Origin of the sequence: Spiractinospora alimapuensis (assembly GCF_018437505.1) — a bacterium.
GTDB classification, from domain to species: Bacteria; Actinomycetota; Actinomycetes; order Streptosporangiales; family Streptosporangiaceae; genus Spiractinospora; species Spiractinospora alimapuensis.
The window spans coordinates 3,423,173-3,441,655 of the sequence record NZ_CP072467.1 but is presented as its reverse complement, the minus strand read 5'-3'; the positions used below and the strand labels follow the sequence as shown (position 1 = coordinate 3,441,655).

The window sequence follows — 18,483 nt, the reverse complement described above, 5'->3', positions numbered from 1 at the left end:
CGTATGGCGTGGCTGTCGTCAGCCCGAGATCTGCCAGATCCCGAGGCTGACCGTGAAGGCGATGTCGAGTGCCGGATAGGGCCCATCCTCGCTCAGTCACCCTTCTCCAACCGGGATCGAACACACCTGACTGTTCCGCAGTCAGCAACGTGGATTGGAAGCACACATGCGTACTTCGTTCTTCACCCGCTCCGCCCTCGTCGCCGTCGGTGCCCTCGCCGTCTTCGGACTGGGATCGGCCAGCGCGAGCGCGCAGGACCTGAACGAGGTCCTCGACACCGTCAACCTCGGCGACGCGGTGAACACGAACATCAACGGGCCCGGCGACGACGCGGTGTCGCAGAACGCCGCCAGTGCCGACCCGACCGCGCTGCTCGACGAGTCGACCCTCGCCGGCCTCGACCCCACCGGGACGGTGCCGATGTCGTCAGTGAGTGACCTGGCCGACCTGGGCGAGCTGACCGGCGCGGTGGACGGTGTCCCCTCGACCACGCAGCAGTCCGAGCGGGTCGGCTCCGGTGTGGAGGACCTGGCGGCGGCCGTGGACACCGAGTCCGTGGTGCGCGGCCTGCAGGACGTCGTCTCCCCGGCGGCGCAGGTGGAGCCCGGCGAGATCTCGGCCACGCCGCAGCGTGAGGAGCAGGCCAACCCGCTCGGCGACGTCTCCGGCACTGTCGGGCCCGTGGGCGACCAGGTGAACGGGGTCGTGAGCGACCTCGGCGGCCAGGTGACCGACAATGACCTGACGGGCGACGTCGTGTCGACCGGCGAGGGTGTCGCGGACGGTGCGACCGAGACCGGCGAGGGCGTCGCGGACACCTCCGAGGTCGAGGGTGCCGAGGTCACGCCGCAGAGCGCGACCGGTGGCGTGCAGTCCCTGGTCGAGGGTGTCGCGGGTGGCCTTGGTGGGTCCCTGCTGGGCTAGGACCCGACCCCACCATGTCGCGCGGAGGGTTTTGGGTCACCACTCGGCCTCTGTGCCCGAGCCCAGGCCCTCCTCGCAGGGGTTCGCGGTCGCGTCCCGGCGGTCCAGGTCGCCGGGGGCCGTCGCGGCCTGACTCGGTTCCTCTTCCTCAGCGGGGTACTCCGCCGTCGGGCTGTCGGTCGGCTCGTCGGGCTCTTCTCCGCTCTCGATGAAGAGCTCCGGGTCGATCGGATCGTCCTGTGCGACGGACTCGAAGAGAGCCGCGGCGAGGTCCTCGTTCCAGATCACGCGGTTGGGATCGGACGGGGCCTGCCACCACGGGACGGTGTAGAAGGAGATGTCATCGAGCTCCACGTCGGACAGCGTGGAGCCGAGGGAGAGCATCGTGGTCAACGTGAGTTCGGTGTCGGTGGTGACGTGCTCCATCACCGAGTCCAGCAACGCCCGGAGCTGGTTCGGTTGGACCAGTAGGTCGTCGTCCAGTACCTCGCTGGCGAACGCGGCGAGGAACATCTGCTGGCGGTCGATCCGCCCGATGTCGCCACCGTCACCGATCTCGTACCGCGCGCGGACGAAAGCCAGGGCCTGTTCACCGTCCAGGCGCTGGTCGCCGGCCTCGAGGTCCAGGTGGGCGCGTTCGTCCTGCATGGGTTCGGGGACGCACATCTCGACACCACCAACGGCGTCCACCATGTCGCGGAAGCCACTGAAGTCCATGTGCGCGAAGTGGTCGATGTGGATGTCGGTCAGGGACTCGATGGTGCGCACCACACAGGGCGGTCCACCATGGAACAGGGCCGCGTTGATCATCCCGTAGTAGCCGTCGGTGCCGTCGTGTCCCGCGTAGGGGCCGCACTCGGGAAGCTGAACCAGGGAGTCGCGGGGGAAGTTGATCGCCGTGACCTCGTCGCGGTCCGGTGAGATGTGGACCAGCATCAACGAGTCGGAACGCTCGCCCTCCATGTAGTGCCCGCCGTACTCCTCGTTCTCCGCGCGGTCGTCCGATCCGATGAGCAGGATGGTGATGGCCTCGTTGAGTTTCTCGGGCCGTTCGGACTCGTCCAGGACCGAGCCGAGGTCGTGCTGGGCGACCTCGTCGCGCAGGTCACGGTAGTAGGAGTAGGCGATCGATGCCGCCGCGAGGAGGACCAGGACGAGGCACGCGGCGAATGTCGCGAGCACCAACCGGATCACGCGGGCGCGCCCTTTTCGCTGGGTCCGTTCGGCCATGGCTGATGGGGCGCTTTCCACGTTCGGGTATAGGGAAGACGGGGCGCCCAATTCTAGCGTCCCTGCCTCTCTCCTGGAATCACCACCGTTCCCACGTGGCGCGAAGAATAAACGTATCCGGTGGCACTCACGTCTTTGACGTGGATTGTCCTGGGTCGGTGATTCTCCCTGGACCCTCTGTCGATTCCATCGCCTGGGAGCCGGGCAGGGGACGATTCGCCGTCTCACTCATGGTCAGCACCACGATCAGTCCCACCACGCCAGCCAGCATCACCTGGAACGCGGGCACATAGGTGTTGCCGGTCAGGTCGATCAGCGACTCCGCGACGAGGGGTGTGGTGCCCCCGAAGACCGCGACCGAGACGTTGAAGCTGATCGCCAGCGCGCCGTACCGCACCGCGGTGGGGAAGAACGCCGGGACGGTCGACGGGCCCGCTCCGGAGAAGTGGGCCAGGATCAAGGACAGGATGACCACCCCCGCCAGCACCGTCACGATGTGGCCCTGTTGGATCAGCCAGAACGACGGTACCGCGAGGACGATCGACCCCAGACAGCCGGACATGAGGACACGGCGGCGCCCGAACCGGTCGCTGAGGCGGCCGAACAGGGTCACGGTCACCAGCGTCACCGTCAGCGCGATGACCACGAGGAGTGTTCCGAGGGCACTCGTGTAGCCGAGAACGGCGTCGAGGTAGCTGGGAAGGTACGCCGTCATCGTGTAGTTGACGACGTTCCACGCCATCACGAGGCCGATGCACAGCAGGATCGCGCGCCACTGGTCGGCGAACGTGGCCTTGAACTGTCCCCCGACGCCTCCGTCCTCGCCGCGCTTGAAACCCCCCTTCGACTCCTCGAAGACGGGCGTCTCTCCGAGGGTGAAACGCAGGTAAAGTCCGATCGCGCCGAGGGGCAGAGCGAGGAGGAACGGGATCCGCCAGCCCCAGTCGATCATCTGTTCCGGGGTCAGCAGCAACGTGAAGATGGTGACCAGTCCGGCTCCGGTGATATAGCCCGCCACGGTGCCGAACTCCAGCCAGGACCCGAAGAATCCACGCCGTCGGTCGGGCGCGAACTCGGCGATGAACGTCGCGGCGCCCGCGTACTCACCACCAGTGGAGAAGCCCTGCACCAGGCGCGCCAACAACAATAGGATCGGGGCGAAGATCCCGATCGTCGCGGCCGACGGGATGAGGCCGATGGCGAAGGTCGCGCCGGCCATCATCAGCATCGTCACGACGAGCACCTGGCGGCGCCCGACGCGGTCGCCGAGGGGGCCAAGGATCAGGCCCCCGATCGGACGGATCAGGAACGCGGCCGCGAAAGTGGTGAACGTGGCGATGAGCTGGGTCGCCTGTGAGCCACCGGGATAGAAGACGAGCCCAATGGTCACCGCGAGGTAGCTGTAGACGCCGTAGTCGTACCACTCGGTCGCATTTCCGATCGCGGTCGCCAAAACGGCGCGCCGCACGGTGCGATGTTCCAGTCTGCGCACTTTCGCTGGCTGCCGGTGCGCGCTCAGGATTTCCTCCCCGTGCTCATAGGGATGGAATTCCCGCGGGAGGAATCCGCTCCGCAACTCGCACGCCATTTTTGGGCCAGGTTCACGTAACTTCGAAACACACTCGGCATCGCGTCAGGCGAAAGGCGACTGACGTGGACACAGGAGGTAGCGTGTCGACAAATCCCGGACTTCCCGCCGTCGAACCGCGCACGGGTCTGCCGAGATCCGTGCGGGTCTATGAGGTGGCCCCGCGGGACGGACTGCAGGCGGAGGCGGCGGTCATCCCGACGAAGGTGAAGGTCGAGCTGATTCTCCGGCTGCGTGCCGCCGGGCTGCGCACGATCGAGACCACGAGTTTCGTCTCGCCGCGTTGGATTCCGCAGTTGGCCGACGCCCGGGAGGTCACACTCGCCCTGGAACCGGGGCCGGGAGTGAGCTATCCCGTGCTGGTCCCCAACGAAAAGGGGTTGGAGCGGGCCCTGGCCGCGGGGGCGAGAGAGATCGCGGTGTTCGCGAGCGCGACCGAGACGTTCGCGCGTCGCAACCTCAACCGGGACGTCGACGGGGTCCTGCGGATGTTCGAGCCGGTGGTCGCGAGTGCGACGGCGCATGGGATCCCGGTGCGCGGGTACGTATCCATGTGTTTCGGTGACCCGTGGGAGGGACCGGTCCCGGTCGAGGACGTCGTGCGGGTCTCGCTGCGGCTGCGGGAGATGGGCTGCGGGACGATCTCGATCGGCGACACCATCGGGGTCGGGACACCGGGCCAGGTGACACGAATGGTGGAAGCCCTGGGAGGAGCGGGTATCCCGCCGTCGCAGGTCGCCATGCACTTCCACGACACCTATGGGCAGGCTCTCGCCAACGTCTACGCAGCGCTGTCGACGGAGATCGCGGAGTTCGACGCGTCCGCTGGTGGCATCGGAGGGTGTCCCTACGCCGGTAGCGCCACCGGGAACCTCGCCACGGAGGATCTTGTCTGGCTGCTGACCGGTCTCGGAATCGACCACGGTGTGGACCTGGACGCGTTGGTGTCCACAAGCCTGTGGATGGCGAAGCATCTCGGGCGACCCAGTCCATCGCGGGTCGTCGCCGCACTCGCTCAGAGAGAACAGTAAGAATCAGAGCAACACGGACATTCCTGTACGTAGTCAAACAAGTACGAAGTGTTATATTCGGTGGTGGTCCGGCATGCCCGGGCGAAATCCTCGGAACGGGAGGAACCACGTGCACCGAAGGCCGACGATGCTGTCGTCCCTGACTCTGTTCGCCGTCGCCGCGACCACGATGGTCGCCACGCCGGCGGCCGCGGACCCCACGGACGCGGAGAGCTCGGACACCCAGGAGGCAGCGGTCCCGCTGCCGGCGGACGCCGACCTGTTCATCGCCTCGGCGGACGCGTTGCCCGAGGAATTGCTCAGCGAGCTGACGGAACGCGATGGGGTGGACGACGTCCTTCTCGCCTCCGCGGCCCGCCTGGGCGTGGACGACCGGGACACGGCGGTCGTCGGCGCCGACCCCGAGTCCCTGGCGCGGTTCGGCGGCTCGGAGGAGGAACTGTCCGACGTCCAGAACGCCACGGTGTCCGCGTTGCGCGAGGGGACGATCCTGCCCGCCGAACACGGCGGGCTGGAGCCCGGCGAACGACTGGGCGAGGACGAGGAGAACGATACCTGGCGACTGACCGTCGGCGACGCGGTGGACTCACGTATCCCCGGCGTTGACGGCTACGTCGCCGCGGACCGGGCTGAGGAGCTCGGCATGCCGGTCGGCAACGCGGCTCTGGTCAGCGCGCCAGGGGCCGACGTCATCGCCTTGCAGGAGGAGCTCACCGAGAAGCTCCCACCGGAGAGCGGAGTGCAGCTCCTCCCCGGTGCGGAGCTCGAGGAGACCGAGGGAACCGGAGACGACGGTGCGCGCTGGGACGGGGACCGACTCAGCTCCGAGTCGGTCGAGTCCGCGATCGACGCGGCGGAGTCCAAACTCGGCGCACCCTATGTGTGGGGCGGCAGCGGTCCGGACAACTTCGACTGCTCCGGGCTGGTGCAATGGGCCTTCGCCCAGGCGGGAGTCTCGCTCCCCCGCGTGACCCACGAGCAGTGGACGGTCGGTCCCCGCCTCGACTACTCCGAGGCCGAACGGGGCGACCTCCTCTTCTGGCGCACCGATCCCAACCAGCCGGACTACATCTCCCACGTCGCCATCTACCTCGGCGACGGGCAGATGATCGAGGCACCCAGCTCCGGCCAGGTCGTCCGCGTGACCGACGTCCGCTTCTCCGGCTTCGCCGGCGTGGTGCGCATCAGCCCGAACTAGACCATGAGGGTGTGGGGCGCGGGAAGCACGTCGTCCGCTACGGCAAGAAGGTCGTTCTTGGTGAGATAGCCGGTCACTGCGCCAGCAGGTCGAGGAGTTCGGCGTCACGCCGAGCGATCTCTCGTGCGATTTCCCGTACTCGTTCCGTCTGGCGTCGTTCCAGGCAATCCTCGATCGCGGTCGCGGCCTCGGAAGTGACGCTGTTTCCATCCTCCTCCGCGGCGCGTTTCACGCGCGTGTGGACTTCCTGGGGAGGGCGTCGCCGCGTGTTCACAGTCGGATGGTGTCAGAAATTGGCATCACTGTCATGGTCCAGCTGGTGGAGCGGGGACTCGACAATGGAGTCATGACTGGTGGGCAGGGTGGGGAGTCGCCGGTGTTGCGGCGGGTGCTGGGTGTCGTGGTGTGTCCGGTGTGCGGCGCGGAGTTGGCACTGGACGGACGCGCGCTTCGCTGCGTTAGGGGGCACTCCTTCGACCTGGCCCGGCAGGGCTACGTCAGTCTGTTGACCGGGCGTCCGACCGCGGGGACCGGGGACACCGCCGCGATGGTGCGCGCTCGGGAGGAACTGCTGGGGTCGGGGCACTTCGCACCCGTGGCCACGGCGGTGGCCGAGGTCGCGGGAGAATGCGAGGCGCACCCGGAGGTGGTGGTGGACTCGGGTGTGGGGACGGGCTACTACCTCGCGTCGTTCCTCGATCGGCACGCCGACGCGGTCGGGCTCGGCCTGGACGTGTCGAAGTTCGCGTTGCGCCGTGCCGCGCGGGTTCACCCACGGGCGGCCGCCGTCGCGAGTGACGTGTGGCAGACGCTCCCGCTCCGGGACGCGTCGGTCGACGTGCTCCTGGACGTCTTCTCGCCGCGCAACCCCGCGGAGTTCCACAGGGTCCTCACCGCGAAGGGGCTTCTGGTCGTCGCGCGTCCGACCGGCCGTCACCTGGGCGAGCTGCGGGAGGGTCTCGGCCTCGTCAGCGTGGACGCGGACAAGGAGGAACGCCTCGACCGTGGACTCGGCTCCCGGTTCACCTCCGTGGTCGAGCGCCGGGTCGAGTACAGCGTCGACCTGGCGCCGGAGCTCGCCGTGTCCGCCGTGTCGATGGGACCCTCCGCGCACCATCTGGACGGGGAGCGACTCGCCGCGTTGGGGCGGGCGGAGGAACCGATCTCCGTGACGGTGTCCGTGCTGGTGACCGCCTACCGGCCACGCTGACCCCGCTCCTGCGGACACTTGGCCACCGGGGGCGTGCCGACCTCGCGGTCGCCTCGTCAGGGTTCACACACGTTCATTGCGGAAAGTAATCATTTGATGTCGTTCCGCGGCGAAGGTCGTGGTGTCGTCGCTGGAGGCGGCGCCGTCCGGTCGTGGATCCCCGCAACGGAGTGGTGGTTGGGCCGTGACGGACATGAACGCGCCGCTGGGCGGATCGGTACCGCATCGGCGCCGGCGGGCCAGAAGCGCGTGGTCCCGGGTGTTCTGGATCGGTCTCTTGCTCTGGCTGGCCACCGTCGTCATCACGCTGTTGACCCGGAACACCAACCTCGTCCCCACGATCGTGCTGCTGGGGAGCTTCCTGGTTCCGGTCACGTTCGTGGTCTGGGCCTACGAACGTGCGCGGAGCGACGAGGTCAGCATCGTCCTCATGGTCCGCGCGTTCATCATCGGTGGACTGATCGGGGTCCTCGGGGCCTCCGTACTGGAGTCCTACCTCCTGCGCCCGAACCTCTTCCTCTTCCTGGGCGTCGGGCTCATCGAGGAGGCCGTCAAGATCCTCGCCGCGGCGATCGTCGCCCGGCACCTGACGCGTTACACCGTCCGGGACGGGCTGCTCCTGGGCGCCGCGGTCGGGTTCGGGTTCGCGGCCTTCGAGTCGGCCGGATACGCGCTGAGCGCGGTGATCACCGAACGTGGGCTCGACATCATGGCCGTGGTCCAGGTGGAGGTACTCCGCGGCATGCTCAGCCCGTTCATGCACGGGCTGTGGACGGCGATCGCGGTCGCGGCGCTGTTCCAGGCCGCGCACGGGCGCCGGTACCGCGTCACCGGATGGTTCCTCCTCGTCTACCTGGGGGTGTCGGTGCTGCACGCGGTGTGGGACGCGATGCATCCGTTCGTCACGGGCATCGTGCTGCTCCTGACCGGGACACAGGCACAACTGCGCCTGGTCGCCCGGGACGGCAACGCCCACTTCACCTCGGAACAGCAGGCGATGGTGGGGATCCTCTACGCGCTGGGACTGCTCGTCGTCATCCTCGTGAACCTGCTGTGGTTGCGCTATTGGGCGAACCGCGCCCAACGCGTCCCCGAGTGACTGCGTCACACTGGTGGGGTGGTTCCAGAAGACTTGCGCGATCACCCAGACCGACGCCGGTGGAACGCTCGTTTCGCTGATGATCCCCCCGGCTTCCCACCTCACCCCCTCGCCGCCGACGCGATGGAGGCCAATCCTCCTCCCGGCCCCGTCCTCGAACTCGCCGCGGGACGTTCCGGCAGCGCGCTGGAGCTCGCGGCGATGGGACGCACCGTCACCGTCGTGGACGTGTCCGACGTGGCACTGGACCAGTTGACGGAGGAGGCGGAGCGCCGGGACCTCGGCGACCGCGTCCACTGTGTCCTCGCCGACGCCACCCGGTTCCGCCCCGAGGAGTCCTACGCGATCGTCCTGGCGACACGCTACTGGGACGAGGGGGCCTTCGACGTCGGCGCCGCCGCGGTGAGTCCCGGCGGGCTGTTCGGGTGGGAGGCCCTCGCGGCGGTGGACGGCGAGACCACGCGCTTCCGGGTGCGCCACGGGGCGCTGGGCGCCCGCCTGCCCCGTGGCTTCGCGATCCTGACCGAGCGCCAGCTCACCGCCGGCCACGCCCGTACCACCCGGCTGCTCGCGCGTCGGACCCACTGAGTCCGGCACCGGGGCGCGCCCTTCCTGCGAAGGTCCGGGCCGCGTGGAAGTCGAACGGCGGGTGGGTGGCACACCCACCCGCGGACCGGTCCCTGGGTTGGCCCGCCGACGCCGGCGGGCCAACCCTCACCGGTCGGCCTGGTCCGGGATGACCAGGTTCAGGATCACCGCGATGGTCGCGGCGGGAACGATGCCCGTCTCCAGCAGGATGTAGAGCGTCTCGGGCAGCACCGCGATCGCGTCGGGGACCATCGCCAGACCGAGGCCCGGACCCACGGACGCCGAGATGATCGTGAGATTGCGTCGGGACATCGGCCGGTCGGTGATCAGCCGGATTCCCGAGGCGGCGACGAGCCCGAACATGACGATGCCGGCACCACCCAGGACCGAGGAGGGCATCGCCGTGATGACCGCGGCGAGCTTCGGCGACAGGGCGCAGATCAGGAGGAACCCCGCGCCGATGGAGACGACGTGGCGGCTCATGACACCGGTGAGGGTCACGAGCCCGACGTTCTGCGCGTAGGTGGTGTTCGGGAACGCGTTGAGGAAGGGAGAGATGATGGTTCCGACCCCGTCCGCGAGTACACCGCCGGTCATTTCCCGGTTGGTGACCTCCCGGCCGGCGCCGCCCTTGGTGACCGCGGAGAGGTCACCGATGGTCTCGACCGTGGTCGCGATTCCCATCACCGCCATGGCGACGACCGCGGCCATCGGGAAGGACAGGCCGAACTGCATCGGGCGGGGGATGTCGAACCAGGCCGCCTCGGCGACACCGCTGAAGTCGACCAGTCCGAACGGGATCGCGGCGAGGTAGCCGACCGTCAGCCCGATGAGCACCGCCGAGGTGGCGAAGAACCCGCGTCCGAACTGGCTGATCCCGATCACGAGGACGAAGACGAATAACGCGAAGCCGAGGTTGGTGTAGGAACCGTAGTCCTCCGCGCCCGCTCCCCCCGCCATGAGGTTGAGTCCGGACGGGAAGAGGCCCACGCCGATGGTGAGCACCACGATTCCGCTCACCAGGGGCGGGAAGAGGCGCTTCAGCCACGGCATGACCAGGCCCATCAGGCACTGGACCACGCCGGCCACGATGGCGCCGCCCAGAATCGCGGGCAGCCCGTAGGTGGGGCCGACCGAGACGGCGACGACCAGGAAACCGAAGCTCGTGCCCTGGACGATGGGCAGTCGCGAGCCGACGCGGCCGATTCCGACGGTCTGCAGCAATGTGGTGAGACCCGCGCACAGGAGGGCGGCCTGCACCAGGAGAGCCGTCTCTCCCACCGTCGCGCCCACGGCGCCGGCGATCAGGATGGGGACGGTGACGTTGCTCGCGAACATCGTGAGCACGTGCTGGATACCGAGCGGGATCGCCTTCCGCAGGGGAGGCATGTCGTTGACGCCGTAGGTGATGGATGTTTCGGAGGCCTGGGGGTCGTGCTCGTTGTTCGACACGATGTTCCTTCCGCGACGCGCTGCGAATTGGGGGTGATTCGTGCACACCCTGTGGGACGCGCGTTTCGAGCACGCTACGGAATGATCATCGTCAGAAGGATCATCGAGATTGTTCAATTCGCCCGTGGCGATTGGTGCGTTATCGCCGTCGCGCCGCGGCGTGCGTCGGTGTTCGGCCGCCACGTTCCAGGGGCCCCTACGTTCGGTCACACCCAGCCGGCGTCGTGGGCGAGGATCGCCGCCTGGACCCGGTTGGTGAGTTCGAGCTTGGCGAGGATGCGGCTCACGTGGGCCTTGACGGTCGGTTCGCGCATGCCGAGTTCACGAGCGGCCTCGGCGTTGGACCTGCCGCGGGCCACCGCGAGGAGGACGTCGCGTTCGCGGTCGCTCAGGGTGGCGAGACGACGCTCCGCCGGGGCGGAACCGTCGGCGTGTGACGAGAAGTGGTGCAGCATCCGGCGCGTCACGCTCGGGGCGAGCATGGCGTTGCCCGCGTGGATGGTTCGTACCGCGTCGACCAGGTCCCGCGGCGGGGTGTCCTTCAACAGGAACCCCACCGCTCCGGCGCGAAGCCCGCGGTGAACGTACTCGTCCAGGTCGAACGTCGTCAGCAGGACGACACGGGGCGGTGCGGGGAGCGTGGCGAGTCGCTCGGCCGCCGTGAGCCCGTCGGTCCCGGGCATCCTGATGTCCAGAAGCACGATGTCCGGACCGACGGACGAGGTGAGTTCTACCGCCTCGGCACCGTCGGCGGCCTCTCCCACGATCGTGATGTCCGGGGCGGCGTCCAGGATCATCCGTAGCCCCGCACGGACGAGCTGCTCGTCGTCGACGATCAGGACCCGGACGGTCGCCGGTTCCGGTTGGTCGGCCCCCAGTGCCACGGGTCCCCCTCAGCTCGCGTCGCGTCGTCCCGACGGCACACCCTAACCGCCCGCCGCGCACGGGGCGTGGGCGGCGGGCGGCGAACAGTGACACGCCGGGCGCGCGTCACTCTGGAGCGAGACCGTGTTCCGCCAGCCACGTGGGGTCGGGGGTCACCATCTGGATCACCTCGACGCACAGGTTGTCCGGACCGAGTACCTGGAAACGGCGCTGTCCCCAGGGTTCGGTCACCGGGGCAAGGAGGAACTCCACACCCGCGGCCTCGAGTCGGCGCGCCTCCGCGTCGACGTCGTCCACGAGGAGCCCGAGACCTCCACCGAGGTGGTCTCGCTCGACCGCGGGAACCGACTCGTGGCCCTGGAGACAGAAGTCGAAGTGAAGGTTCGGATGATCGGGATGTTGCGTGTTGACGTACCAGCCGATGTCCACACCGACCCGGAAGCCGAAGTGATTGACCAACCAGGCCGCGCTCGCGGTGGGGTTGGTGGCGATGGCGAAAGCTCCAATGGCGTTGATTCGCATGCGGGTCCTCCAAGTTCGGGCTGGGGAACGGATCGTCTCTTGAACCACTATGAACATAGTACTTCATTTAAACCACGTCAACTGAAGTACTAAGTTGGGAGTATGCGAGAGAACCCTGAGCGACGCACGACACTGGTGAACGCGGTCATCGACGTGTTGGCCGACGCCGGCGCCCGCAAGCTGACCTTCCGCGCGGTGGACGAACGGGCTGGTGTTCCCGTCGGCACCGCCACCAACTACTTCCCCAACCGCGACGCGATGCTGGCCCAGGCCGCCGCTCACGTGCACCAACGCCTCGCGCCCCGACCGGAGGTCCTGACGGAGATGGCGAGCCGACCTCCCGGCCGAGAGGTCGTCCGGTGGGGGATGCACGACCTCTACGCCCGGGTCAGTGCCGATCGCCGCGCGTACCTGGCCCTGCTGGAGCTCCGGTTGGAAGGCACCCGACGCCCGGAACTCGGGGACGTGCTCCTCGACACCATCGGCGCCAACATCCGGGCGAACCTCGAGTTTCACGTCGAGGGCGACTACCCGGGAGGCGTCGCGGCGTTCACCGCCCTGTACCTCGCGATGACGGGCCTGCTGACCGAACACCTCACCCTCCCCGCCGCGTGGGAGGGGACCGAATTCGACGCGGTGATCGACGACATCGTGGACCGCGTCATCCCGGAGTGAGACGCCGCCCGGGTTCGCCGGTCAGGGCGAACCGATGGGGATCTCGGCGCGTAGCGCCCACCCGCCGCCGGGAGTCGCTCCCCAGGTGAGGGTGCCGCCGACGACGTTCACGCGCTCACCGAGACCGCCCAGGCCGTAACCGCTCGCGGGCGCCGGGAGATCCTCGCTGCCCGGCGACGTGCCGTTGGTGACCGACACCACGAGTGAGTCGGCCCCGTCCTCCAGAGCCACGTCGACGGCCGCGGACGGTGCGTGCTTGGCGCAGTTCGTCAGGCCCTCCTGCACGACCCGGTAGGCGGTCCGCTGGAGCGAGGACGAGAACTCCTTGGTGTCCCGCCGAGAGAGCTCGACCCGCATCCCCGCGGACCGCCACCCGGCGACGAGGCCGTCCAGGTCGGAAAGCCCCGGCTGCGGGGCGGTCTCGGAGGGAGCCCGCTCCGCGCGCAGCACACCGAGGATGTCGCGGAGTTCCGTCAGCGCCTCACGTCCGGCGCTGCGGATGGTGCCGGCCGTCTCCGTCGTCCTCTCGTCGGAGGCGGAGACCTCCAGTCCGCCCGCGTGCAGAACCATGAGACTGACCCGGTGCGCGACCACGTCGTGCATCTCCCGAGCGATACGGGTACGCTCCTCCGCCGCCGCGCTGGACGCGAGGAGGTGCTGCTCACGCTCCAGGCGCTCCGCCCGTTCGTGGAGGCTGCGGATGAGCTCCCGGCGGGTGCCGATCCACAGGCCGAAACAGAGCGGCAGGACGATCAGCGTGGACACGGCGACGATTCCGCCGAGGAACTCGGGAATGGAGCTCGGCACGCCCCCGGCCGCGATCACCCAGGCGAGCACCATCGCCGACGTCCACGCGACCAACCGGTCCCGGCGCGGGAACCACGCCGCGTAGGAGTAGATCCCCATCGCCGCGGGGAAGGGGTTCCCGAACAGCAGCAGCATCAGTACGGCCGTCGTCAGCAGCAACCAGGGACGGCTGCGGCGGAACAGTGTCATGACGGAGGCGATGGCGGGGACTACCACGAAGAGTGCGACCATGATCGCCACGTCGAGGGGGACTCCCGTGGCGTTGAGGAGGACTCGCTCGAGGGCGCCTCTGAGTAGACCGACCGCGAAGATCAACTGGCCGAGTCCGGTGAACCAGAACACCACACCGGCCCAGAGCCAGTCGCCGACCCGGTGCCGTCGACCCCACCACCGTCGAGCCCAGGCCGGCCACCGTGACGTGGCCGCGTTGGGTGGACCGGTGCGGGGAGCGACGGTGGAGGACATGGTCCGGAGTCTACGCAGCGGGATCAGGTCGACACCGGAGCGTGACGACGCCGCGGGGCTCCTGTCAGCTCACGCTGTAGGTCACGAAGGACACCGCGATGTACTGGCACACGTAGGCGGCGATCGTCAACGCGTGGAAGACCTCGTGGAACCCGAACCACCGTGGCGCGATGTTCGGCCACCGGGTCGCGTAGATCACGCCGCCCAGACTGTACAGTCCGCCCCCGACCAGCAGAAGGATCCAGGTCGCGGTGTGCGTCCCGTTGATGAGCTGCGGGAAGAACAGGATCGCCACCCAGCCCAGGGCGAGGTAGAGCGACGTCGACAGCCACCGGGGTGCGTTCACCCACCCGGCCTTGAACCCGACACCCGCCAGTGCCGCCCCCCAGATCAACCAGAGCAACACGGTCCGCAGTTGTCCGTCCAGGACCAGAACCACGAACGGGGTGTAGGTGCCGGCGATGATCAGGTAGATGTTGCAGTGGTCCATTCGACGCAACGTCGCGAAGGTGACCGGGCGCCAACGCCCCACGTGGTAGACGGCGGAGGTCGTGAACAGCAGCGTCGCCGTGACCGCGTAGATGGCGCTGGCGACGCGAGCCTCCACGGTCGGCGACAGCGACACGAGGACGATCCCCGCCGCGAGCGCGAGCGGCGCCATCCCGAGATGCGACCAGCCCCGCAGCTTCGGCTTGTCCGCGGGCACGGGAGCCGGCGAACTGGTGTCGGAACGAACGGCGGAGGCGGCGGAGGGCTGCGTGGACGGCACGTGTCCACTCTACTTACAGTGCTGTAGGTATGTGATGTGGGCTACGCCACGGCGGTCCGGCGGCGGGTCCCTGAGCCGGCCACACGTGGCGGGTCCCGTCGTGCTGCCGGTCGATCCCCCTTCGCGTGGCGCCTGCTCAGCGGCGTCGAGGACGACGACATCGACGCCGTAGTACGCCAGGGTGATACCCACCGTGAGCCCGACCGGACCCGCCCCCACGACGACGACATCCGCCTCACTCGGTACTGCGCTCATGACCCGCTCCTCGCGCATGTCAGACGGGGGCGAGCCGCTGGCACGGCCAGGGGCCGCGATCGTCCGAAGGTACGGCGCGGCGGTGAGCCAACCCGCACCCCTACCGGGCGCGGTGGGTTTTCCGCGCACTCGATCGAACCCCAGGGAGCGATCCGTGCACGTACCACCCGCAGGGACGGCGAACACGCCCCGAGCGACGGTCGAACCGTTGGACGCCCCCCGGCGCCATCCGCCTGCCGTGGTCGTGGGGATCCGCACGACGCCGGTGACACCCCTCCGAAAGTCGGTCGACGAACCGGCCGAAAGTCGGACGAGGCAGGTGTGCTCCGTCCGATTGGCCGGGGCGAAGATCAGCTACACGCGGGATGTGTGACCAGGGGGTTCGTTCGTAGCGTCTCCTCATGATCACAACCACGAACCGAGGAGACCAGTCATGAGCGCCGTCGCCGATCCAACGCGTGTCGCGACACCGCCGGTGGTCGTCGCCCGCGGGGTGTCGAAGACCTACGACTCCGGCGCCACCCCGGTGCACGCTCTCGTCAACGTGAACGTGGAGTTCGCCCGTGGGGCGTTCACCGCCATCATGGGCCCGTCCGGGTCCGGCAAGTCGACGCTGATGCACTGCCTCGCGGGGTTGGACACGGTGACCTCCGGGAGTGTGCACGTCGGTGACACCGACATCACGACGCTGCGTGACGCCCAGCTCACGACGTTGCGGCGGGACCGGATCGGTTTCGTCTTCCAGTCGTTCAACCTCCTGCCGATGCTGACCGCGCGGGACAACATCCTGCTCCCGGCGCGAATCGCCGGACGACGAGTCGACATGGCGCGCTTCGACGCCCTGGTCGAGACCGTGGGCCTGCGTGAGCGGCTGACCCACCTGCCCTCGGCCCTCTCCGGAGGCCAGCAGCAACGTGTCGCCGTGGCCCGCGCGTTGCTCGCCTCACCCGACGTCGTCTACGCCGACGAACCAACCGGCAACCTGGACTCCCGATCCGGCGCGGAGATCCTCAGCTTCCTGCGCGAGTCCGCCGAGCGCCTGGGCCAGACCATCGTCATGGTGACCCACGACCCGGTGGCCGCCTCCTACGCCAACCGCGCGATCTTCCTCCGCGACGGCCGACTCGTCGACGAGATCCACCAGCCGACCGCGGAGGCGGTCTCCGGCCGACTGCTGCGCCTGGAGGAGGCCTGATGCTGCGGGTCACCCTGGCCAGTCTGCGACGCAACACCGCGCGGTACGTCACCACCGTCCTGGCGATCGTCCTCGGCGTCGTGTTCGTCAGCGGCACCATGGTCTTCAGCGACACGCTTGAGGGGGCGTTCGAGACCCGCGTCATGGGTTCGGCGGAGTCGCTGAGCGCGGCCGTCCACTCCGAATCCGACGGCGAAAGGGACTACGAGCCCCTGAACGCCGACATCCTCGCCGAGGTGCGGAACCTGCCCGAGGTCGCCGCCGCCGACGGCATGGTGTCGGACCTGGCGCCAGTGCTCGACGCGGACGGCCGTCCGGCCGGGTTCACCCCTCCGGCCGCGGTGTCCGTCGGCGACCCCGGACGGTTCGAGGCCGCCGACGGCCGTCTGCCGGAGAGCGACGACGAAGTCGCGATCTCCAGCAACATGGTCGATTCCCTCGGCGCCGAGATCGGCGACGACGTCATGGTGTTGGACGTCGACTCCGCCAAGCACGAGGTCACCGTGGTGGGGACCGTCGACTTCGGCGTGGAGCAGCCCTACGCCGCCAACGGCGCGGTCGTCTACACCGAGGACGCCGTCCGGGCGCTCACGGGCATCGACGGCTACCACGAGATCGACGTCCTGGCGGCGGACGGCTACACCGACGCGCAGGTGACCGACGCGGTCAGCGACGTCGCCGGTGGCGGGACGCTCGTGCGCACGGGTGACGAGTTCGCCGAGGCGCTGGCGGAGAACGCCGGTGGCGACGTCGCCCTGCTCCGGATCGCGCTGATGCTGTTCGCGCTGGTCGCCATGGTGGTGGCGGGGATCGTCATCTACAACACCTTCGCCATCCTCATCGCCCAGCGACAGCGGGACCTCGCCCTCCTGCGGTGCATGGGAGCGAGGCGGGGACAGGTGTTCCGCACCGTGCTCGCCGAGTCGACCGTCGTGGGCCTGGTCGCCTCCTTGTTGGGCGCCGCGCTCGGGGTCGGCGCCGGCTATCTCGCGGTGACCGTGCTCGCCGGCCTCTTCGCGGTCGCGACCGACGACGTCGCGCTCGTGGTCAGTCCTACGGCGCTTCTCGTCGGGTTGGTGCTCGGCACGGGAGTGACGGTGTGTTCGGCCCTGTTCCCCGCGTTTCGGGCGACGCGGGTACCGCCGTTGGTCGCGCTGCGCGGCAGCGCCACGTCCATGTCGCTCGCGGAACGCGTGGGGTGGAAACGGCTGACCGTAGGAGCCGTCCTCAGCGCGGTGTGCGCGGGACTGGTCACGTTCGCCCTCGCCATGCCGGCCGGGGAAGTGCCACTCGTCATGGTGGTCGTGGCCGGGATCATCGCCTTCGGGGCGGTGGTGGTCCTCGGACCGATGCTCGTTCGATGGGCGGTGCGGGCCGTCGCGCCCCTGTTCCGCCGCATCGGGATCGCGTCGGAGCTCGCGGCCGACAATGTTCGTCGCAGCCCGAAGCGGGCCGCGACCGCGATGATCGCGCTCACCGTGGGCGCCACCCTCATCACCGGGTACTCGGTGGTGAGCGCGTCGCTGAGTGAGACGACGCAGAAGCAGTTGGAGGACAACTTCCCTGTCGACTACGGCATCGCGCCGCAGTTCATTCCCGGTCAGGAGCCGGAGGAGGAGGCGACGGTCGCTCCGGAGGTCCGGTCGGCGCTGGAGGCGGACGACAGCGTCGGAACCGTCTTCGGCCAACGGAGCGTCACCGTGGTCGACGGCGCCATGGGGATGCCGATCTCGAGCTACCCCGGTGCGACAGTCGGCAGCGACATCACCGCCGACCCGATCTCCGGACAGGTGAGTGACCTCGCCCCCGGAAAGGTGGTCCTCTCCGAGGGATACGCCGAGGGCCTCGAGGCCGGCGACGACTACGTGCTGGACACCGGCGAGGGTGAGGTCACGCTGGAGATCGCCGCGGTGGTCGGCGACATGCAGAACCTGTGGGGAGCCGTGGTCGACACCAGCGACTTCGAGGACATCTTCCCCGACGTCGACGGTGACTCCATGCTGTACGTCAGTGCGGCCACGGACGCCGACCGCTCCGACACCCGCGCCGCCGTCTACGACGCCGTGGCGGACGATCCGTTGCTGCAGGTGACCTCGTTGGCGGAGGCGAAGACGGAGTTCGAGGACATCCTGTCCATCGCCCTCTACACCATCTCCGGGATGCTGGCGCTGGCCATCGTGATCGCCCTGATCGGGATCGCCAACACCCTGACCCTGTCGGTCCTGGAACGGACACGCGAGTCGGCGCTGCTGCGTGCGCTGGGCCTCGGCAGGCGAAGCCTCCGGCGCATGCTGGCGGTCGAGGCGGTCGTGTTGGCGTTCACCGGATCGGCGATCGGCGTCGGGCTCGGAGTCTTCTTCGGATGGGCGGCGAGCAGTGCGCTGCTGTCGGACCTGGTGTTCTCGTTGCCCTACGGGCAGGTCGCGATCTTCCTCCTCGCGGGGTTGGTGGCCGGGCTGCTCGCCGCGGTGATCCCGGCGCGCCGGGCCGCCAGCACGTCCATCACCGCGGCGCTGGCGGCCGACTGAGGACGGCCGACTGAGGACGGCCGACCGAGGACGGTCCTCGCGGGACGGTCGGTCGAGGGCC

The 18,483-nt window shown here is 68.8% G+C and carries 18 protein-coding genes; 9 read left to right on the top strand and 9 right to left on the bottom strand.

Features of this window, described 5'->3' with window-relative positions:
• Window positions 1-166 precede the first annotated feature (166 nt).
• Complete coding sequence (locus tag J4H86_RS15930) at window positions 167-925, top strand: hypothetical protein (RefSeq protein WP_236538513.1); 759 nt, start codon at window positions 167-169, stop codon at window positions 923-925.
• A 36-nt stretch (window positions 926-961) separates the two neighbouring features.
• Here the strand turns inward: J4H86_RS15930 and J4H86_RS15925 are convergent, their stop codons facing one another.
• Both J4H86_RS15925 and J4H86_RS15920 read right to left on the bottom strand, forming a co-directional pair.
• Entirely contained in the window at window positions 962-2,155 is a 1,194-nt protein-coding gene (locus J4H86_RS15925; RefSeq protein ID WP_236538512.1) for an LCP family protein, read from the bottom strand.
• Window positions 2,156-2,282: 127 nt separating this feature from the next.
• Window positions 2,283-3,623 carry an MFS transporter gene (locus J4H86_RS15920; RefSeq protein ID WP_236538510.1) on the bottom strand — a complete coding sequence of 447 codons (1,341 nt, stop codon included), beginning with the start codon at window positions 3,621-3,623 and terminating at the stop codon, window positions 2,283-2,285.
• 203 nt (window positions 3,624-3,826) lie between these two features.
• Between J4H86_RS15920 and J4H86_RS15915 the strand changes: the two genes are divergently transcribed.
• Together J4H86_RS15915 and J4H86_RS15910 are read left to right on the top strand one after the other, a co-directional pair.
• Window positions 3,827-4,774: a hydroxymethylglutaryl-CoA lyase gene (locus J4H86_RS15915; RefSeq protein ID WP_236538508.1), complete on the top strand. Its 948-nt coding sequence runs from the start codon at window positions 3,827-3,829 to the stop codon at window positions 4,772-4,774.
• 109 nt (window positions 4,775-4,883) lie between these two features.
• Window positions 4,884-5,972, top strand: a complete 1,089-nt coding sequence (locus tag J4H86_RS15910) for a C40 family peptidase (RefSeq protein WP_236538507.1) — start codon at window positions 4,884-4,886, stop codon at window positions 5,970-5,972.
• Between the two features lie 73 nt (window positions 5,973-6,045).
• On the opposite strand, the gene J4H86_RS15905 is transcribed toward J4H86_RS15910, so the two are convergent.
• On the bottom strand, window positions 6,046-6,246 hold the full coding sequence (locus J4H86_RS15905; RefSeq protein ID WP_236538503.1) for an Arc family DNA-binding protein: 201 nt from the start codon (window positions 6,244-6,246) through the stop codon (window positions 6,046-6,048).
• A 72-nt stretch (window positions 6,247-6,318) separates the two neighbouring features.
• On the opposite strand from J4H86_RS15905, the gene J4H86_RS15900 reads away from it, so the two are divergent.
• From J4H86_RS15900 to J4H86_RS15890, 3 genes are all read left to right on the top strand, one after another.
• A complete protein-coding gene (locus tag J4H86_RS15900) occupies window positions 6,319-7,182 on the top strand; it encodes a putative RNA methyltransferase (RefSeq protein ID WP_236538502.1) in 864 nt (287 codons plus the stop codon).
• A gap of 193 nt (window positions 7,183-7,375) precedes the next feature.
• Window positions 7,376-8,281, top strand: a complete 906-nt coding sequence (locus J4H86_RS15895) for a PrsW family intramembrane metalloprotease (protein ID WP_236544050.1) — start codon at window positions 7,376-7,378, stop codon at window positions 8,279-8,281.
• Between the two features lie 18 nt (window positions 8,282-8,299).
• On the top strand, window positions 8,300-8,869 hold the full coding sequence (locus J4H86_RS15890) for a methyltransferase domain-containing protein (protein ID WP_236538500.1): 570 nt from the start codon (window positions 8,300-8,302) through the stop codon (window positions 8,867-8,869).
• Window positions 8,870-8,995: 126 nt separating this feature from the next.
• Here J4H86_RS15890 and J4H86_RS15885 read toward each other — a convergent pair whose 3' ends face one another.
• The 3 genes from J4H86_RS15885 to J4H86_RS15875 form a co-directional block, all read right to left on the bottom strand.
• Window positions 8,996-10,321: a uracil-xanthine permease family protein gene (locus tag J4H86_RS15885; protein ID WP_236538498.1), complete on the bottom strand. Its 1,326-nt coding sequence runs from the start codon at window positions 10,319-10,321 to the stop codon at window positions 8,996-8,998.
• Window positions 10,322-10,527: 206 nt separating this feature from the next.
• Complete coding sequence (locus tag J4H86_RS15880) at window positions 10,528-11,199, bottom strand: response regulator (protein ID WP_269134587.1); 672 nt, start codon at window positions 11,197-11,199, stop codon at window positions 10,528-10,530.
• Between the two features lie 112 nt (window positions 11,200-11,311).
• Entirely contained in the window at window positions 11,312-11,728 is a 417-nt protein-coding gene (locus J4H86_RS15875; RefSeq protein ID WP_236538497.1) for a VOC family protein, read from the bottom strand.
• Between the two features lie 102 nt (window positions 11,729-11,830).
• On the opposite strand from J4H86_RS15875, the gene J4H86_RS15870 reads away from it, so the two are divergent.
• Window positions 11,831-12,403 (top strand): TetR/AcrR family transcriptional regulator, encoded by a 573-nt coding sequence (locus J4H86_RS15870; RefSeq protein WP_236538496.1) that lies wholly within the window; start codon window positions 11,831-11,833, stop codon window positions 12,401-12,403.
• Window positions 12,404-12,424: 21 nt separating this feature from the next.
• On the opposite strand, the gene J4H86_RS15865 is transcribed toward J4H86_RS15870, so the two are convergent.
• The 3 genes from J4H86_RS15865 to J4H86_RS15855 form a co-directional block, all read right to left on the bottom strand.
• Window positions 12,425-13,675 carry a sensor histidine kinase gene (locus J4H86_RS15865; RefSeq protein ID WP_236538493.1) on the bottom strand — a complete coding sequence of 417 codons (1,251 nt, stop codon included), beginning with the start codon at window positions 13,673-13,675 and terminating at the stop codon, window positions 12,425-12,427.
• Between the two features lie 64 nt (window positions 13,676-13,739).
• Window positions 13,740-14,381, bottom strand: coding sequence for a PAQR family membrane homeostasis protein TrhA (gene trhA, locus J4H86_RS15860; protein WP_236544048.1), 642 nt, complete (start codon window positions 14,379-14,381; stop codon window positions 13,740-13,742).
• 72 nt (window positions 14,382-14,453) lie between these two features.
• On the bottom strand, window positions 14,454-14,699 hold the full coding sequence (locus tag J4H86_RS15855) for an FAD-dependent oxidoreductase (protein WP_236538492.1): 246 nt from the start codon (window positions 14,697-14,699) through the stop codon (window positions 14,454-14,456).
• A 433-nt stretch (window positions 14,700-15,132) separates the two neighbouring features.
• Between J4H86_RS15855 and J4H86_RS15850 the strand changes: the two genes are divergently transcribed.
• Both J4H86_RS15850 and J4H86_RS15845 read left to right on the top strand, forming a co-directional pair.
• Window positions 15,133-15,894 (top strand): ABC transporter ATP-binding protein, encoded by a 762-nt coding sequence (locus J4H86_RS15850; RefSeq protein WP_236538491.1) that lies wholly within the window; start codon window positions 15,133-15,135, stop codon window positions 15,892-15,894.
• Window positions 15,894-18,422: an ABC transporter permease gene (locus J4H86_RS15845; protein WP_236538489.1), complete on the top strand. Its 2,529-nt coding sequence runs from the start codon at window positions 15,894-15,896 to the stop codon at window positions 18,420-18,422. The genes J4H86_RS15850 and J4H86_RS15845 overlap by 1 nt, the downstream gene beginning before the upstream one ends.
• The last annotated feature ends 61 nt before the right edge of the window (window positions 18,423-18,483 follow it).